This is a genomic window from Methanoculleus sp. UBA413, assembly GCF_002502935.1.
GTDB classification, from domain to species: domain Archaea; phylum Halobacteriota; class Methanomicrobia; order Methanomicrobiales; family Methanoculleaceae; genus Methanoculleus; species Methanoculleus bourgensis.
Window position 1 is genome coordinate 7,738 of the sequence record NZ_DAQR01000058.1, and the last position, 13,962, is coordinate 21,699.

At 56.2% G+C, this 13,962-nt stretch carries 19 protein-coding genes; 13 read left to right on the plus strand and 6 right to left on the minus strand.

Annotation, left to right across the window (positions count from 1 at the left end; all coding sequences use genetic code 11):
* A partial coding sequence (locus BP858_RS04275) for an AIR synthase related protein (RefSeq protein WP_349680561.1) occupies positions 1–562 on the minus strand: 562 nt, incomplete at its 3' end.
* Between the two features lie 80 nt (positions 563–642).
* Here BP858_RS04275 and thiD point away from each other — a divergent pair.
* From thiD to BP858_RS04315, 8 genes are all read left to right on the plus strand, one after another.
* Positions 643–1,443, plus strand: coding sequence for a bifunctional hydroxymethylpyrimidine kinase/phosphomethylpyrimidine kinase (gene thiD / locus BP858_RS04280; RefSeq protein WP_238320521.1), 801 nt, complete (start codon positions 643–645; stop codon positions 1,441–1,443).
* A 200-nt stretch (positions 1,444–1,643) separates the two neighbouring features.
* Positions 1,644–2,075, plus strand: coding sequence for an Lrp/AsnC family transcriptional regulator (locus BP858_RS04285; RefSeq protein WP_062263026.1), 432 nt, complete (start codon positions 1,644–1,646; stop codon positions 2,073–2,075).
* Between the two features lie 10 nt (positions 2,076–2,085).
* Positions 2,086–2,364, plus strand: a complete 279-nt coding sequence (locus BP858_RS04290; protein WP_014866906.1) for a hypothetical protein — start codon at positions 2,086–2,088, stop codon at positions 2,362–2,364.
* Between the two features lies 1 nt (position 2,365).
* Positions 2,366–2,815, plus strand: a complete 450-nt coding sequence (locus BP858_RS04295) for a hypothetical protein (protein WP_062263033.1) — start codon at positions 2,366–2,368, stop codon at positions 2,813–2,815.
* 266 nt (positions 2,816–3,081) lie between these two features.
* Positions 3,082–4,236 (plus strand): IS200/IS605 family element RNA-guided endonuclease TnpB, encoded by a 1,155-nt coding sequence (tnpB, locus tag BP858_RS04300; RefSeq protein WP_286878940.1) that lies wholly within the window; start codon positions 3,082–3,084, stop codon positions 4,234–4,236.
* Between the two features lie 100 nt (positions 4,237–4,336).
* Positions 4,337–4,864, plus strand: a complete 528-nt coding sequence (locus tag BP858_RS04305) for a zinc ribbon domain-containing protein (protein ID WP_074175304.1) — start codon at positions 4,337–4,339, stop codon at positions 4,862–4,864.
* Between the two features lie 848 nt (positions 4,865–5,712).
* A complete protein-coding gene (locus BP858_RS04310) occupies positions 5,713–6,027 on the plus strand; it encodes a nucleotidyltransferase family protein (RefSeq protein ID WP_062266455.1) in 315 nt (104 codons plus the stop codon).
* A complete protein-coding gene (locus BP858_RS04315) occupies positions 6,024–6,353 on the plus strand; it encodes a DUF86 domain-containing protein (RefSeq protein WP_062263049.1) in 330 nt (109 codons plus the stop codon). Before BP858_RS04310 ends, BP858_RS04315 begins: the two co-directional genes overlap by 4 nt.
* 132 nt (positions 6,354–6,485) lie before the next feature.
* On the opposite strand, the gene BP858_RS04320 is transcribed toward BP858_RS04315, so the two are convergent.
* Positions 6,486–6,761, minus strand: a complete 276-nt coding sequence (locus tag BP858_RS04320) for a type II toxin-antitoxin system HicA family toxin (RefSeq protein ID WP_083531423.1) — start codon at positions 6,759–6,761, stop codon at positions 6,486–6,488.
* Positions 6,703–6,918 carry a type II toxin-antitoxin system HicB family antitoxin gene (locus BP858_RS04325; RefSeq protein WP_157203650.1) on the minus strand — a complete coding sequence of 72 codons (216 nt, stop codon included), beginning with the start codon at positions 6,916–6,918 and terminating at the stop codon, positions 6,703–6,705. The genes BP858_RS04320 and BP858_RS04325 overlap by 59 nt, the downstream gene beginning before the upstream one ends.
* A 264-nt stretch (positions 6,919–7,182) precedes the next feature.
* Between BP858_RS04325 and BP858_RS04330 the strand changes: the two genes are divergently transcribed.
* Positions 7,183–7,515, plus strand: coding sequence for a nucleotidyltransferase family protein (locus BP858_RS04330; RefSeq protein WP_286878941.1), 333 nt, complete (start codon positions 7,183–7,185; stop codon positions 7,513–7,515).
* 111 nt (positions 7,516–7,626) lie between these two features.
* A complete protein-coding gene (locus BP858_RS04335; protein WP_286878942.1) occupies positions 7,627–7,842 on the plus strand; it encodes a DUF86 domain-containing protein in 216 nt (71 codons plus the stop codon).
* Positions 7,843–8,349: 507 nt separating this feature from the next.
* On the opposite strand, the gene BP858_RS04340 is transcribed toward BP858_RS04335, so the two are convergent.
* The 3 genes from BP858_RS04340 to BP858_RS04350 all read right to left on the minus strand — a co-directional run bounded on the left by BP858_RS04340 (position 8,350) and on the right by BP858_RS04350 (position 10,130).
* Entirely contained in the window at positions 8,350–8,571 is a 222-nt protein-coding gene (locus BP858_RS04340; RefSeq protein ID WP_286878943.1) for a hypothetical protein, read from the minus strand.
* Positions 8,572–8,642: 71 nt separating this feature from the next.
* Entirely contained in the window at positions 8,643–8,840 is a 198-nt protein-coding gene (locus BP858_RS04345) for a hypothetical protein (protein ID WP_286878944.1), read from the minus strand.
* Between the two features lie 264 nt (positions 8,841–9,104).
* Positions 9,105–10,130, minus strand: coding sequence for a hypothetical protein (locus BP858_RS04350; RefSeq protein ID WP_286878945.1), 1,026 nt, complete (start codon positions 10,128–10,130; stop codon positions 9,105–9,107).
* A 146-nt stretch (positions 10,131–10,276) separates the two neighbouring features.
* Between BP858_RS04350 and tnpB (BP858_RS04355) the strand changes: the two genes are divergently transcribed.
* The 3 genes from tnpB (BP858_RS04355) to BP858_RS04365 all read left to right on the plus strand — a co-directional run bounded on the left by tnpB (BP858_RS04355) (position 10,277) and on the right by BP858_RS04365 (position 13,803).
* Positions 10,277–11,431, plus strand: a complete 1,155-nt coding sequence (gene tnpB / locus BP858_RS04355) for an IS200/IS605 family element RNA-guided endonuclease TnpB (RefSeq protein ID WP_286878946.1) — start codon at positions 10,277–10,279, stop codon at positions 11,429–11,431.
* Between the two features lie 1,182 nt (positions 11,432–12,613).
* The gene (locus BP858_RS04360) at positions 12,614–13,003 is read left to right on the plus strand and encodes a type IV pilin N-terminal domain-containing protein (RefSeq protein WP_286878947.1); all 390 of its coding nucleotides are present in this window, start codon (positions 12,614–12,616) and stop codon (positions 13,001–13,003) included.
* 293 nt (positions 13,004–13,296) lie between these two features.
* The gene (locus BP858_RS04365) at positions 13,297–13,803 is read left to right on the plus strand and encodes a hypothetical protein (RefSeq protein ID WP_286878948.1); all 507 of its coding nucleotides are present in this window, start codon (positions 13,297–13,299) and stop codon (positions 13,801–13,803) included.
* Positions 13,804–13,962 lie beyond the last annotated feature (159 nt).

The following is a 13,962-nucleotide window of genomic DNA, read 5'->3' on the forward strand; positions in this document are numbered from 1 at the left end:
CCTCACCGACGGCGGTGACGCCCGCCGTGTAGTCGAATATCTTCGCGACGTCGCCGTCGTCGGCAACGTGGATATCTGAGAGGAGGGCGACGGGTTTTGCGCCCATCACGTAGACATCCCTGAGCGTCGCCCGGGTGACGTGGAACCCGGCGAGGAAGGGGAAGTCGGAGAGACGGGAGTGCATCCCATCGACGGTGGTGATGATATAGTCCCCTCCGGCACAGACGGCGCCGGCATCGTCCATCTCGTCGACGCCGACCGTGGCCGACGTCCGGCCGATGATGCGGGCGAGCTGCCGGTGGGCGAAGAAGTCCCCGGCGCCCCGTGAACCGACCCCGAACTCACCCATGCTCGAGCCTGCAGGCTCGAAGGTGAAGAGGTCACCGGTAAGCCCGGTCGAGTTCTTCGCCTCGGTAAGGACTGCTCTCGCGAATTCTTCGGCGTATGCCGGGGGTATGCGGTCGCGCTTGATCGTGAGGATATCCCGGGAAAGAAGGCGCACGATATCGTCGTCGGGGGTGCCGGCGGCGAGGTGCCGGCGGCTGATCTCTTCTACATCCATTGTAAATAGTGGTCGGTGCGGAACCAGATAAAAGGTGTTCTCTGCAAAGGTTCAAGCAGATCCGCGGCAAACGTTAGAGGATGACGGGTGCGCAGATGGTCTCCGCCTGCTCCATCGCCGGTTCCGACTCGGGGGGAGGAGCGGGCATCCAGGCAGACGTAAAGACGTTTACGGCGCTTGAGGTCTTCGGGCTGACGGTCATAACCGCGGTCACGGCCCAGAACACCCGTGAGGTGCGGGGGACCTGGATGCTCCCCCCGGAGGCGGTGCGGACCCAGATCGAGACGGTTGCCGACGAGTTTGCTATCGGGGCGTGGAAGACCGGGATGCTTGGGAACGCCGCAAACGTCCGTGCTGTCGCTGAGGCCCTGCCCGACGGGACGACGCTCGTGATCGACCCGGTGATGGTATCGACGTCCGGTCACCGGCTGCTCGATGAGGACGCCGTCGCTGATCTTGTGGGACTCCTCATCCCCAGGGCGGGGGTCGTCACCCCAAACCTCCCCGAGGCTGAGGTGCTTGCCGGGATGCGGGTCAAAACCCCTGACGATATGGCCGAAGCGGGCCGGCGGATCCTCGACCTCGGTGCCGGGGCGGTGGTGGTGAAAGGGGGCCACCTCACCGGCGATGCGGCGATCGATGTCCTGGTCGACCGCGACGGGACGGCGGAGGTCTCAGGGAGGCGCTACCCCTACTCGGTGCACGGGTCGGGGTGCTGCTTCTCGGCGGCGCTCGCCGCATACCTTGCCCGGGGAATGGATGCGCGGGGGGCGTTCGCCGCGGCCCGGGAGTTTATTGATACTGCTATTGAGCGAGCAGTGGGAGGTCCGGGGACACTCAGGATCGTGAATCCCGGGGGAACGAACGTTCGCTGGCGCTGAAAGGATATTTCGTAAATCTGCCCGAAATCTGGCCAATATTTCCTATTTTCCGGGGGGCCGTTAGACATTTATCACCCCGCATTTGTCCGACGAAATCAGGGTATGGCGATTGTTATCTGGTAGAAATTAGAAATACCGTTCCTTCGGTTTAAAAGTAAATGCGGAATTTTAATAACTGACAACCTGTAAGTATTGTACAAATGGATGAGATCGACGATGCGATACTTCGGGAACTGCAGAGAGACGGAAGGATGTCTATGGCAGCGCTCGGTTCAATTGTGGGCATTGCACCGTCGACGGTATTCAAACGGATCGAGAAGCTGAAGAAAGCCGGTATCCTTGAGCGGTTCACGATCGTCATCAACCAGAAGTGTTTTGAGCACACTCTGGTCGCTTTTCTGAACATCAGGGTGGACCCTGATGAGAAGGTAGAGGTCGAGGAGTTCATGCGGGACCTTCCCGGCATCCTCGAGGTCTACGAGGTGCTGGAGCCGGGCGACTTCTTCGCCAAGGTCCGGGTGCAGAACATCACCAAGTTGAAGCGGAGCGTGCTTATGCCGCTCTCCAGCCTTCCGGGTGTGAAGGAGATCCAGACGATCATATCGGTGAGAAAGATCAAGGAACGGAGTTAGGTGGAACTGAATGCAGATTGAGATCATGCAGCAGATGCTTGCGGTCGTGACGCTTCTTATGGGGGCGCTTCTCATCGCCATCATCTTCAACGCCTACCGGATTGTCAGGCAGCAGACGCTGCTCCTCTTCATCTACGGGCTTTTCACACTGATCGTGGGGATCACGTTTGCAGACCTCGTGAGTATCTTCACGCCTGATGAGTTCATCATCATCTGGTCGGCGGTCTTCTCCCGTATTGTGGTGATCCTCGGCCTCTGTGTGATGGCCTACGGTGTCCTGAGAGGGTGAGATGCGGACCGGTACCTCATTTGCCCGGGACTGGCAGCTGATCAAGGTCGCCCGGTCCCTGCGGCGGCACGATGTCGCCGGACCGCTGGTGCGGGAGCTCCTTGCAGACGCCTCCCCGGCCCTCGTGGAGCAGGTCGCCGCGATCGCTGGAAGGCTCGGGGAGGAGGACGGGACAGCCCTCCTCGCCCGCAGTGAGGAGCGGTTCGACGCCGCGACCCTGATGGAGGGGCTCCTCCTGATGTGGGGGATTCCCTGTGAGTCAAAAGAGGTCGCCGGGGAGGGCATCACGATCACCCTCCAGGGTAACGGGGCGGCGACCAGGGAGGCCTTCGTGGACGAGCGGGTGGCTGCACCCTACCTCGCCGGTTACGCCCGGGCGCTCCAGCGGGACGCCGTCTTCAGGCCGGGTGCCGGCGGGAGGATGGCGATCCGGTTCCCGCCCCGGGGATAGTGGGCTGTTTCACCTTATTGTGCGGATCGCCACCCCACGCGGGAGATCCGCGAAGGGAAAAGCAATCGCGTGGACTTTGCGTGAGGCAACGATGCCCCTGACTCCACGCCAGCGCTCTTATGCGAACGTTTATCTTGCGGGGGTGAAGGGGGCGGAGCGGGAAGACCCCGGTCTTTAGGCCGGGGATGAAAGCGGAGCCGCCCTTCTGATACTGTTTCCTCACTTACCGGAAACTATATCTTATTGTAACGCTTACTATTGCTTGTATGCTCCAAGCCTACAAGTATCGGATGTATCCTTCTCCGGAGCAGATCTCGCTCCTCATGCAGCACATCCATGCCTGTCGGTTTGTGTACAACCATTCTCTGGAGCAGAAGATCCGGGCATACGAGCAGGCAGGTCGAAAACTCTCCTGTTTCGACCTGAACACCCGTCTCCCCGCCCTCAAAGAAGAGCATCCGTGGCTCAAGGAGGTGAACTCCCAATCCCTCCAGAGTGCAAACAAGAACCTCGACAATGCCTTCACCCGGTTCTTCCGCGAGAAGAAGGGGTTTCCCCGGTTCAAGTCAAAGAAGAATCCGGTACAATCCTTTCAGGTACCGCAGCATTACCGTGTGGATTTTGATCAGAAGAGGATCAGATTTCCAAAGATTGGTGAGGTTAAGACCATCTTCCACCGGATCTTCACCGGAAAGATGAAGTACGCTACTGTTTCCGTGACATCGACCGGAAAATGGTTCGTTAGCATCCTTGTCGATGACGGGAAACCCGAACCTGAACCCGCTCCATTCTCTCTGGACACTACTCTTGGGATTGATGTCGGGTTGAAGGACTTTGCGACTCTCTCCACGGGAGAGAAGGTCGAGAACCCCCGATACCTGAAAAATTCTCTTCAGCGTCTGAAAGTGTTGCAACGACGGGTGTCCCGGAAGAAGAAAGGGTCGAAGAACCGGCAGAAGGCAATCCAGAGACTTGCCCGGTGCCATGAGAAGGTCGCCAACCAGCGCAACGATTTCCTGCACAACCTCTCTTTTCGCGTTGTGAGCGAGAACCAAGCCATTGCAGTCGAATCGTTGAATGTTGGCGGGATGATGAAGAACCATCATCTGGCGCAGGGGATCGGGGATGTATCGTGGAGCACGTTCTTCACGATGTTGGAGTACAAGTGCCGGAGGTATGGCAAGACCCTCCTGAAGATCGGACGATTCGATCCATCATCGAAGATATGCAGTAAATGTGGGTATCTCAAGCAGGATCTCGCCCTTTCAGACAGAGAGTGGGTCTGTCCTGACTGCGGTACTCACCACGACCGCGACATCAACGCGGCGATCAATATCAAGAAGTTCGCCCTGCAAGAGCAGAATCTTGTCGGGGTATCAGGTGCGGAACGCACCGTCGAGCCTGTGGACTCACCTCAATAGAGGGGGGATGAAGCAGGAAGCCACGCCCTTCAGGGCGTGGTAGTTCACCCGGGAAAAGCCCGTTCGTTTAGCTGAAGCGTTTCATCGCCGGGAGGAGCCTATGGGATCAAGATGCACACGAACGTGTCAGAGTTGCGGAATGCCGATGGACTCGGAGGACGATTTTGGAACAGAAGCGGATGGTGCACTCTCAGACGACTACTGCACCCACTGCTACCAGAACGGCGCCTTCACCGAGCCTAACATCACTATCGATGGGATGGCGAAGGTTTGCGGGGCGATCATGTCGCAGTTGTACGCGATTCCCCAAAAGAAGGCGGAGGAGTTCTCAAGGGAGCAACTCTCGTGCCTGAAGAGGTGGGCCGGGAGGGAGGTCGCGGTCTGCGGGAGCTGCGGGATGCCGCTTCTCCGGGACGAGGACGCGGGGACTGAGGCGGACGGTTCACTGAGCGCTGAGTACTGCACCTACTGCTACCGGGATGGGCGGTTCACCGAGCCCGATCTCACGGGAGAGCAGGCGGTCATGAAGTATGCGCCGATGATGGCTTCAAACCTTGGGATACCTCCGCTGGAGGCGGAGGAGATGGTGCGGCAGTACCTCTCGACGCTGCCGAGGTGGCGGGAGTAAAGACCGGTTGGTCCGGCCTGTTGCCCGGTGTGAAGGGCTTTCAGGGGGAAGATACCGTATATCTCTTCACGGCTCTTCACCCGGTAGAAGATAAGGACTCCGTCCTGTATACGGCAATCGATCCGGTATAGCCCCACCCGGATCCGGTAGAAGTCCCGGTAGCCCTTGATCTTCCGGATGTCAAATTCTGCAAATGCATTCTCCGATGTCGGGATCTTTTCAAACACCAGAGTTTTCTATCCTTTCCCGGTAATTGGGATGAACTTTTGCCAGATCCTTCAAAAATGTCGTTTTGTACCGGCAAAGGACCATGGTATCATTCTTTCACCCTTCCTGGAGCACACTCACGTAATGGAACGACGATTTGACGCATACTCGATCAGAATCGGAAATGCGGCCGTTGCCCGGGTATCGCGTCTCGGGAAGCGACTACCGGTACGGTAGGGGTTTTGAGAAGACCGAAGGTCTTCCGAGTGTGTGAGCGAAAACGAGCACGAGATACCCGGAGAGTTTTGAGAGGGACCCGGGAGGGGGCGGGTCCTCTCCCGGCAGAAGGGTTCAGGGATAACCTCGCAAACATTACGCATCGTTACGCATCATCACGCAGATAGATGTATCAGTAGCCAGGTCATCGGGGAGCAGCATACTCTCTATGGGAGGAAGATAGTCTCGACACTGTCGCGAGAATCGGTTGGGGAGTACAGAACGGATGAGAAAGAATGTGCGCCAATTTCGGGTTGCCATTGAACATTGATGGCAGCCGCCCCGGGGGCCCGGGAGCGGGCAGGAGGATCCGCAAAACCCCTATATAGTGCTGTAGACAATTCTCCAGTGGAGTGATCAAGGTCTTGAGGCCAGATACAGATCCAAAAACCGATATCTATACCCTTCTCGCCCAGAAACGGGGCGAGATCCTCTCCCTTGCGCACCGGAGGGGGGCGAGAAACGTCCGGATCTTCGGATCTGTGGCGCGGAATGAGGCCCGGCCAGATAGCGATCTCGATATCCTGATCGATCTGGACCCCGACCGGAGCCTTCTCGATGTCGGGGGGCTTGCGATGGACCTTTCCGCTCTACTCAGCCGCCAGGTCGATGTTGTGACTGAAGCAGGGCTCCGGGAGCGAATCCGCTCAAGGGTCGTACGGGAAGCGCGGCCCTTATGAGAGACGATCGCGAACGGGTGCTGGATATCCTCGAGGCCATTGGACGGATTGAAAGAGTATCAGCCCGGGGTCGTGATTACTTCTATGACGACGAGATGGCGCAGGTCTGGGTGATCTACCATCTCCAGATCATCGGGGAAGCGGTGCGGGGTCTCTCTTCGGAATTTGTGGCCGCAAACCCAGAGGTTCCGTGGTCGGATATCATCGGGATGAGGAATATCCTCGTCCACCACTATTTTGGAATCGACCGGGATGCAGTCTGGAATGTGCTCGAAGATGACCTGCCGGCGCTAAAGGAGTACCTTTTGCCGTGGGTTCGGGAATAGCGGCAACTAAAAATCCCAGTTTCTGGAGCATTGCAGAAACTGGCTGAACTGGAGTTTCAGCAGAAAACCCGGATCCGGTTTGTCTCCAGCGCACTCATGCACAGCAGTCCTGAAGAGAAGTTACGAATCGCTTTACAGGTGTCGGGCAAAATCATCGGGGTCAATCTTCGCCAGCCTCAGGACGCCCCGGAGAGTACCGATCTTCAGTTCTCTGTGGAGCGGGACAACCGTTCCCACTTTCCCTTCGGGAGTCTGTTTTGAGAGACGTATATGACTCCCGGATTGTCCGCTTACAGCGAACCCATATTCTTTCGTGAGTATTTTTATAGTAGCCTCGCCTGAAACTGGTCTAAGCCCCGGCACCCGCAGCCACCTCGAACATTGTGATAATCGGCCTCTGTCCGTCATCCAGCGGGAATTCCTCCAGGTACAACTCCGTTGCTTCTTTGAGGTTGGCCACCGCCTCTTCCACAGTCCTGCCCTGGCTGACTGTGCCAACTTCCGGGCACTCAGCTACATAAACGTCTTCTTCCTTATGCAGTATGGCCGTGAATACCCTCATCATCTCACCGATACAGTATCATCACCTTTCAGGGTGATAATACTGACTGAACCCCCCGGAGCCCCCTGCCAAAATGCTGCCGGCCTTCCCGATGCGGCGGGTGAGGTTGTGCTACGATAGGGATGGGAAGCGGTTGTCCGGGCTGCAGCCGTGGAGGGTGTCAGGCATATATCACGCATGGATCACGCAGATCACCGTTCTGGATCGTGGTGGGTGATCGATATTCCAGAACGGGGCGATCCACTCATTCCGGGGATGAATTTATGGATGCGGGGGCAATGTACCTGCTACAGGGCATGGACCACAGGACCGACATCTCTACCTTTCTTATCCAGAAACGGGGGCGAGATCCTCTCTCTTGCAGAGCGGAGGGGAGCAAGAAATGTCCGGGTCTTTGGATCGGTGGCACGTGACGAAGCCCGGGCAGAGAGTGATGTCGATTTTCTGGTCGACCTGGACCCCGACCGGAGCCTTCTCGATGTCGGGGGTCTTGCGATGGATCTCTCCCTCCTCCTCGATCGCCCGGTTGATGTTGTGACCGAAGCGGGGCTCCGGGAGCGTATCCGCTCAAGGGTCTTACGTGAGGCGCGGCCCTTATGAGAGACGATCTGTGAGCGGGTACTGGATATCCTGGAAGCCATTGAACGGATTGAACATCTCGGTCCGGGACCGTGAGTACTTTTACGATGATGAGATGGCGCAAGGTCCCGGGTGATCTATCACCTCCAGATCATCGGGGAAGCGTTACGGGGGATCTCTTCGGAATTTGAAACCGCAAACCCAGGGGTTTCGTGGTCGGATATCATCGGGATGAGGAATATCCTCGTCCACCACTATTTTGGAATCGACCGGGATGCGGTCTGGAATGTGATCGAAGATGACCTGCCGGCGCTAAAGGAGTATCATTTGCCGCGGGTTCGGGAATAGCGGCACCTCGAAATAGTGGACAATTTCAGCTAACATTTCCCATGAAAACCGCCCCGATTTGGCGACGGGGAGGCTCCCCGGGTCTGTCTTGTGCGGGGAGGGGGTCTCCCCTCCCCTGTCCCCACCCCCCAGGATGATAGCCACCACGGTCCACTCGGGGCGAGCCTGGGGAAGCGGTCGCGTTCCTGCGTACAGCCTCTCGCTCTGCCCCATGAATGCTCCCGCGTGGCTTTCCGCGTAAGAGCGGCGATCACTCCAGCGCACTCTCACGTTACGGTGAAATAGTCCAATAGGGAATGTCCCGTTGCGACCGCCGGGAGCTGTACTGATATCATTGGTTTCATCTTATCTCTCCACAGATCATGGAGGCAGTGCCTCCACAATTGATGCAGTTTCTGAGCGCATCGGTTCGGCAGCGACGTTCCACAGGATCGGGGATTGACCCCCTGGATACAAGGCGGGGGCGAGTAACTCCCCTCCACCCCGTTGCAGGGATGACCTCGCTGGTTACCCTGCCTGAAGGATATCGATGATCCGGGTGATGACCGATGTGACGGCCCGGTAGAGGATCAGGCTGGTGCTGGCGGAAAAAAGCTGGTTCGGCCGTACGTTGCCCGGGTTTGTGAAGTGTTCCCTCTCCATATCGGTGATACTGATAGCGTAGCGATCCCGGAGCCTCGCGGCCCGTAATCTGGCAGAGGATGATGTTGTCTCCGCCAGGTGCTGCAACGACAAGAGCTGGACGCCGTTTAGTAGTTGAGAGATCCAAGGAGGGAAACGGTATTATAACGACATCGCCTTCACAAATCGTTCCATGCTTCTTCCTCCTCGGGCCGGAGCCAGTCCCTCCGGAGCACGGCCTCGCTCGCGAGGGCTGTGTCAGGGAAGGCTTTTTGACGTTGGGATTTGAGGAACCGGGTGAAGCTCGAGGTCTCTTCGTGTGTCCGGGGCGGGAGGCCGTTCAATTCACTGATGATCTCTTCTTTTACGCGGGTCATGTGCGGTCTCATCTCGGGTATACTTTCCTGATACTTCAACACTGATATAATCTGTGTCCTTACCACTCCCCGGCTCAGTCAGAGGAGCTCACTCACGCTGCCCTCTCAATAGCGCCTTGTTCTATTGTTGACAATTGGTCCGGTGGATGAGGATGCTTGAGGAGGAGCCTCGCTGATGGGCAGGAGACGACATTCCCGGACTACCTTTGGAAGGATTCCGCATCATCCTCCCATAATCCTTCGGCAACGCTATGATGGATATCACTATAGAAGATCCCCTTGTGGCGACCCGATACCGGTTTTGGGATGTTCGATCCCGAACCCTGTTGCATACTTCCGGTTTGCCTTTTTGAACATCGACAGGTCCCCTCCAAAGAATTCCGTACCCCCGGCTCCTCGCTTAAGGTCTGCAAGGTAGGTGATGATGTGTGGGGGGAGATATGGAGGGGAGAGAGATATTCCTGGAAGACCTGAATGGCGATACCAGTTACGGGATTGTAGGGGTTTGGGAGTAACACCTGAGCAAAATGCTCCTTCTTGGATGTCACCTTCATCCGATTCCGCCAGGTATACGAGCCCGAAGAGATACTCAAAGATATCTAGCGATTCGCCGAAAGCATATTGGCTTGGGATCAGGCCCTGTATTATGGTATAGATGACCTGGTAGAGGTAATCTCTATGAGTTCCTTCTTCCCCGAAACGAACCCATCTCTGGTCGGATAACCAATCAGAACCAAAGCCCGTGATCCTCTGAAGGTTCACATCCTCATGATATGGCACCGGTTTCTGCAATATCCCGCCATAGCGGTAGATCTTCGGTCTCCGGAGGATCGCCTCCAGCGTGTTAAAGTGCCTGGTGCGGACGGCAGCGATGCCGGAGGCGTAGATCACGAGGAGAGCCGGGAAATGCCGTAACGGAAGAAGACCGTCCTTATACTCCTGGGCCGTCTTCGGTTTAATATTCTGGATCCTGGAGATCTCGGGTTCGATGGGAGGGATATTGACCAACCGAACAATCGTGTCGGTTATGAGATCCGCAAAGGTACCATCATCGTAGTACGCCACCGTGGCGAGCATCGCTGCCAGCGGTGCGGCGGCATCTTCGAATCCCCTGAGCGTCGCCATGTAGAATTCTCTGCCATCGATGCTGGCGGTCTGGTAGTATTGTCTGGCCTTAACGACCTCAAGAACACGATCGGTCTCTTCATAGATAAGATCAGGGAGGGCAAGTTCTGGTTTTGGCTCCCTGAGGGTGTGTTTGACCCTCTGTACCGCGGTTGAGACGTTCATTGGTTCTTTATCTTGCGGGGGTGAAGGGGGGGGAGCGGGAAGACCCCGGATCTTCAGGCCGGGGATGAAAGCGGAGCCGCCCTTCCTCACTCGTTCGCGTGATTACCGGAAACCATATCTTATTGTAAGTCCCAAATAACACTTGTATGCTCCAAGCCTACAAGTATCGGATGTATCCTTCGAGAGAGCAGGTTGCGCTCCTCATGAAGCACATCCATGCCTGTCGGTTTGTGTATAACACTTCTCTGGAGCAGAAGATCCGGGCATACGAGCAGGAAGGTCGAAAACTCTCCTGTTTCGACTTGAGCAATCGTCTCCCGGCTCTCAAGGAAGATTACCCATGGCTTAAGGAAGTCAATTCACAGTCTCTCCAGAGTGCAAACAAGAACCTTGACAATGCCTTCACCCGATTCTTCCGTGAGAAGAAAGGCTTTCCCCGGTTCAAGTCAAAGAAGAATCCGGTACAATCATTTCAGGTACCGCAACATTACCGTGTGGATTTTGATCAGAAGAAGATCAAATTCCCGAAGATCGGTGAGGTTAAGACTGTCTTCCACCGCGTCTTCACCGGGAAGATGAAGTATGCCACGGTATCTGTCACGTCAACCAAGAAATGGTTCGTCAGCATCCTTGTTGATGACGAGAAACCCGAATCGGCACCCGTACCATTCTCTCTGGACACTACCCTCGGGATCGATGTCGGGCTGAAAGACTTTGCAACCCTCTCTACCGGGGAGAAGATCGAGAATCCTCGATACCTGAAAAACTCCCTCCAGCGGTTGAAAGTGTTACAGCAGAGGGTGTCGCGGAAGGTGAAAGGGTCGAAGAACCGGGAGAAAGCGATCCAGAGACTTGCCCGGTGCCATGAAAAGATCGCCAACCAGAGAAATGATTTCCTGCACAAAATCTCTTTTCGAGTTGTGAGCGAGAACCAAGCCATGGCAGTGGAATCGTTGAATGTTGTTGGGATGATGAAGAACCATCATCTGGCACAGGGGATTGGAGATGTTTCGTGGAGCACATTCTTCACGATGCTGGAGTACAAGTGCCAGAGGTACGGGAAGACTCTCCTGAAGATCGGGAGATTCGATCCCTCCTCAAAGATCTGTAACAAATGTGGGTATCTCAAGCGGGATCTTGCCCTCTCTGAGAGAGAATGGATCTGTCCTGACTGTGATACTCATCACGACCGCGATATCAACGCGGCGATTAATATCAAGAAGTTCGCCCTGCAAGAACAGAACCTTGTCGGGGTATCAGGTGCGGGACGCGCCGTCGAGCCTGTGGACTTGCCTCAATAGAGGGAGGATGAAGCAGGAAGCCCCGTCCTTTAGGGCGGGGTAGTTCACCTCCAGCATGTGCCTTTAGTCTTCCAAAAAGGCCGGCAAATGTTGGTTCCACCCCGTATTTTTCCCTGTACCAGTCCAGAGGATCTCCGTCGAGCTGCTCCTTTGAGGCAGCGGCAATCTTCCGGATCAGGTCTCTAGTAATCCCCTTGCCGGTGCGTATTTTGCCTCCGGAGATTCCCGAACCCAGGAGCAGGGCGTAGCGCTTGGGCGACGAAGCGACGGCGAAGGCCACTGGAATAATATCGTCAGGGATCAATGTATCTCCATTCAATGGTATCTTCTGCGATCGCGATCATACCACACACCCCGACGTGCTGCATGTTGCGCACATAATTGGTCGCATGCCGGGCACGATTGGTGAACCAATCGCTCTTCTGTTCTCTGTTCGGATATCCTTTCTCATTTCCGCTCAAACGCGGAAGAAGAGGTCCGGGGAATACGGGTACCTCCTGCCGGCCCCCTCACGGCACGCCGCGGTTGGCACACTCACCGGCACAAGGCAATCGTAGGTTCCCATCACTGACGATCTTGGCCGCCAGCGGGGTTGACCGGCCCGGGGTTGGCTCTGGAGGGGGTATCCTCCCAGAGGGGGCAGGTGGAGGGACGGCCAGGCCCAGGTTTTCCCCCGACATGTTCCGGGCAGTGGACCGTGGTGGCTCTTCGCCCCTGGGTGGGACCGGAGGGGGACGATCCCGCGGTAGATAATCAACCCCTCCCTGCAACCTGATCCCATTTGCAACTCCCCCCGGAGCCGCCGGGGGAGCCAGCCCCCATCATCAGCCCTGCCGAACCTCGGGCCTGCACCACCTGCCCCACGCCCCGGGGGGAGACTCCGGGGCCGTTCCGGCCAGGAATACACCTCCACCTGCCGCACCCCGGGCGCGCCGCCGGGCCCCCTGATTTATATGCCGGGAGCGATGAGCGTGTATTTTCCTGGAAACGGCAATCCAGGTCCAGGTCTTATTTTCAACAACTTGTTTGTACCATGAAAGATTTTTTCGTGCAGGTGCAAATGACGCTATTAAATCGTTCCGGAAAAAATCACTACGACATCTTTATATCTTATGACAAATTAGTTAGTTTCATCTACTGACAGTCCCATCCGGGGCATGACGTCAGGAGAGGTGTATGTGTATGCTGAAGTTTAGAGAGAATGAAGAAGCGGTATCACCGGTGATCGGGGTCATCCTGATGGTCGCGATCACGGTGATCCTCGCCGCGGTGATTGCGGCGTTTGTGTTTGGGATGGGATCGAACGTATCGACGCAGAAGATGGTTCCGGTTACGGCATCACTTAACAGTTCTCAGAATCTTATAGTAACTGTTCAGGGTGGTGGCGACGTCGGCATGCTGAAGAACCTCACCATGACGATTAATAACAAGCCTTCGGGCGATACGCCTGATAACATCAGTGTTGGTGACTCACTCAGCAGCAACCGGACAATCAGTGCTGGAGACCATGTAGTAGTTGTTGCCTACTTCAAAGATAACACAGAACAGGTTGTCCTAGATAAATTCTACTAAACCACATTTTTATTGACGCCGCTTAACTCAGTTCAAGTATCTAATGCACTCCTTCTATGCTCCTCAGTTAACAATGGATTAACTCAGGAATTGTTAGCTATCAGGTCAGAATGCAACTCTGGCCGTATTTTTCTGGGAGTGCATATAGTACGACAATCCCAGCAATGTCCTGCGATTTCGTATTTGGTCTATCCGATACTCGGTTAGACTCGGTTGTAGATAAAGAGGTATTTTAGGATACTAATCACAACAGTAAACTACCTAGCAGTCATCAGGTAAAATGGAGATGAAGAATGCCCGCAAAGAACGAATCCTTTCTACTCTACCTCCTCGCGGCCGCCCTTATCGTGCCGATGAACATCTACCTCATCGGGGAGGAAGGTCTCGGCGCCGGCCTCCAGTCCTCCTTCCTTCGCTACCAGCAGACCTATCTCGGGATGAGCGTCATCACCCTTGCCGATGACCTCGGTTATGTCGCCTCCGGCATCATTGGCGGCCGGTCGGCGCTCTCGATCCTCCTCTGGGCTCTTGGCACCGCCTTCCTCCTTGCGGTTGCCGGGTACCTCATCTACAACAGATACAACGGCGTCACCGGGATCAGAAGACCACTGGTCCTCCTCACCATCGGCGGTGCCGTCGCCTACCTCCTCTCCTGCGTCGCCCAGTGCGGCCCCACCCTTCACGGGCCTGCGGGTTTTTCAATCCCGGTCGGCGTGCCGCTCATCTTTGCCATCGCGGTCTATACCCTGAAGGTTGAGGAGGACGAGGACGATTGGAAGGATACAGAAGAGAAAGAGTGACGCCCCCTTTTTCAGATAGGATCCCCCTTCTCTTCGCCCCTACCGTATCGTCGCCGTCCTCGCCCGCCGTGCCTCCCCCCGCCTCCTCGCCTACGCGGTTCCGGTCCTGATGCTCTTCTCGCTTGCCTGGCTCGCGGTCGTCGACTTCCGGTTCGCCAC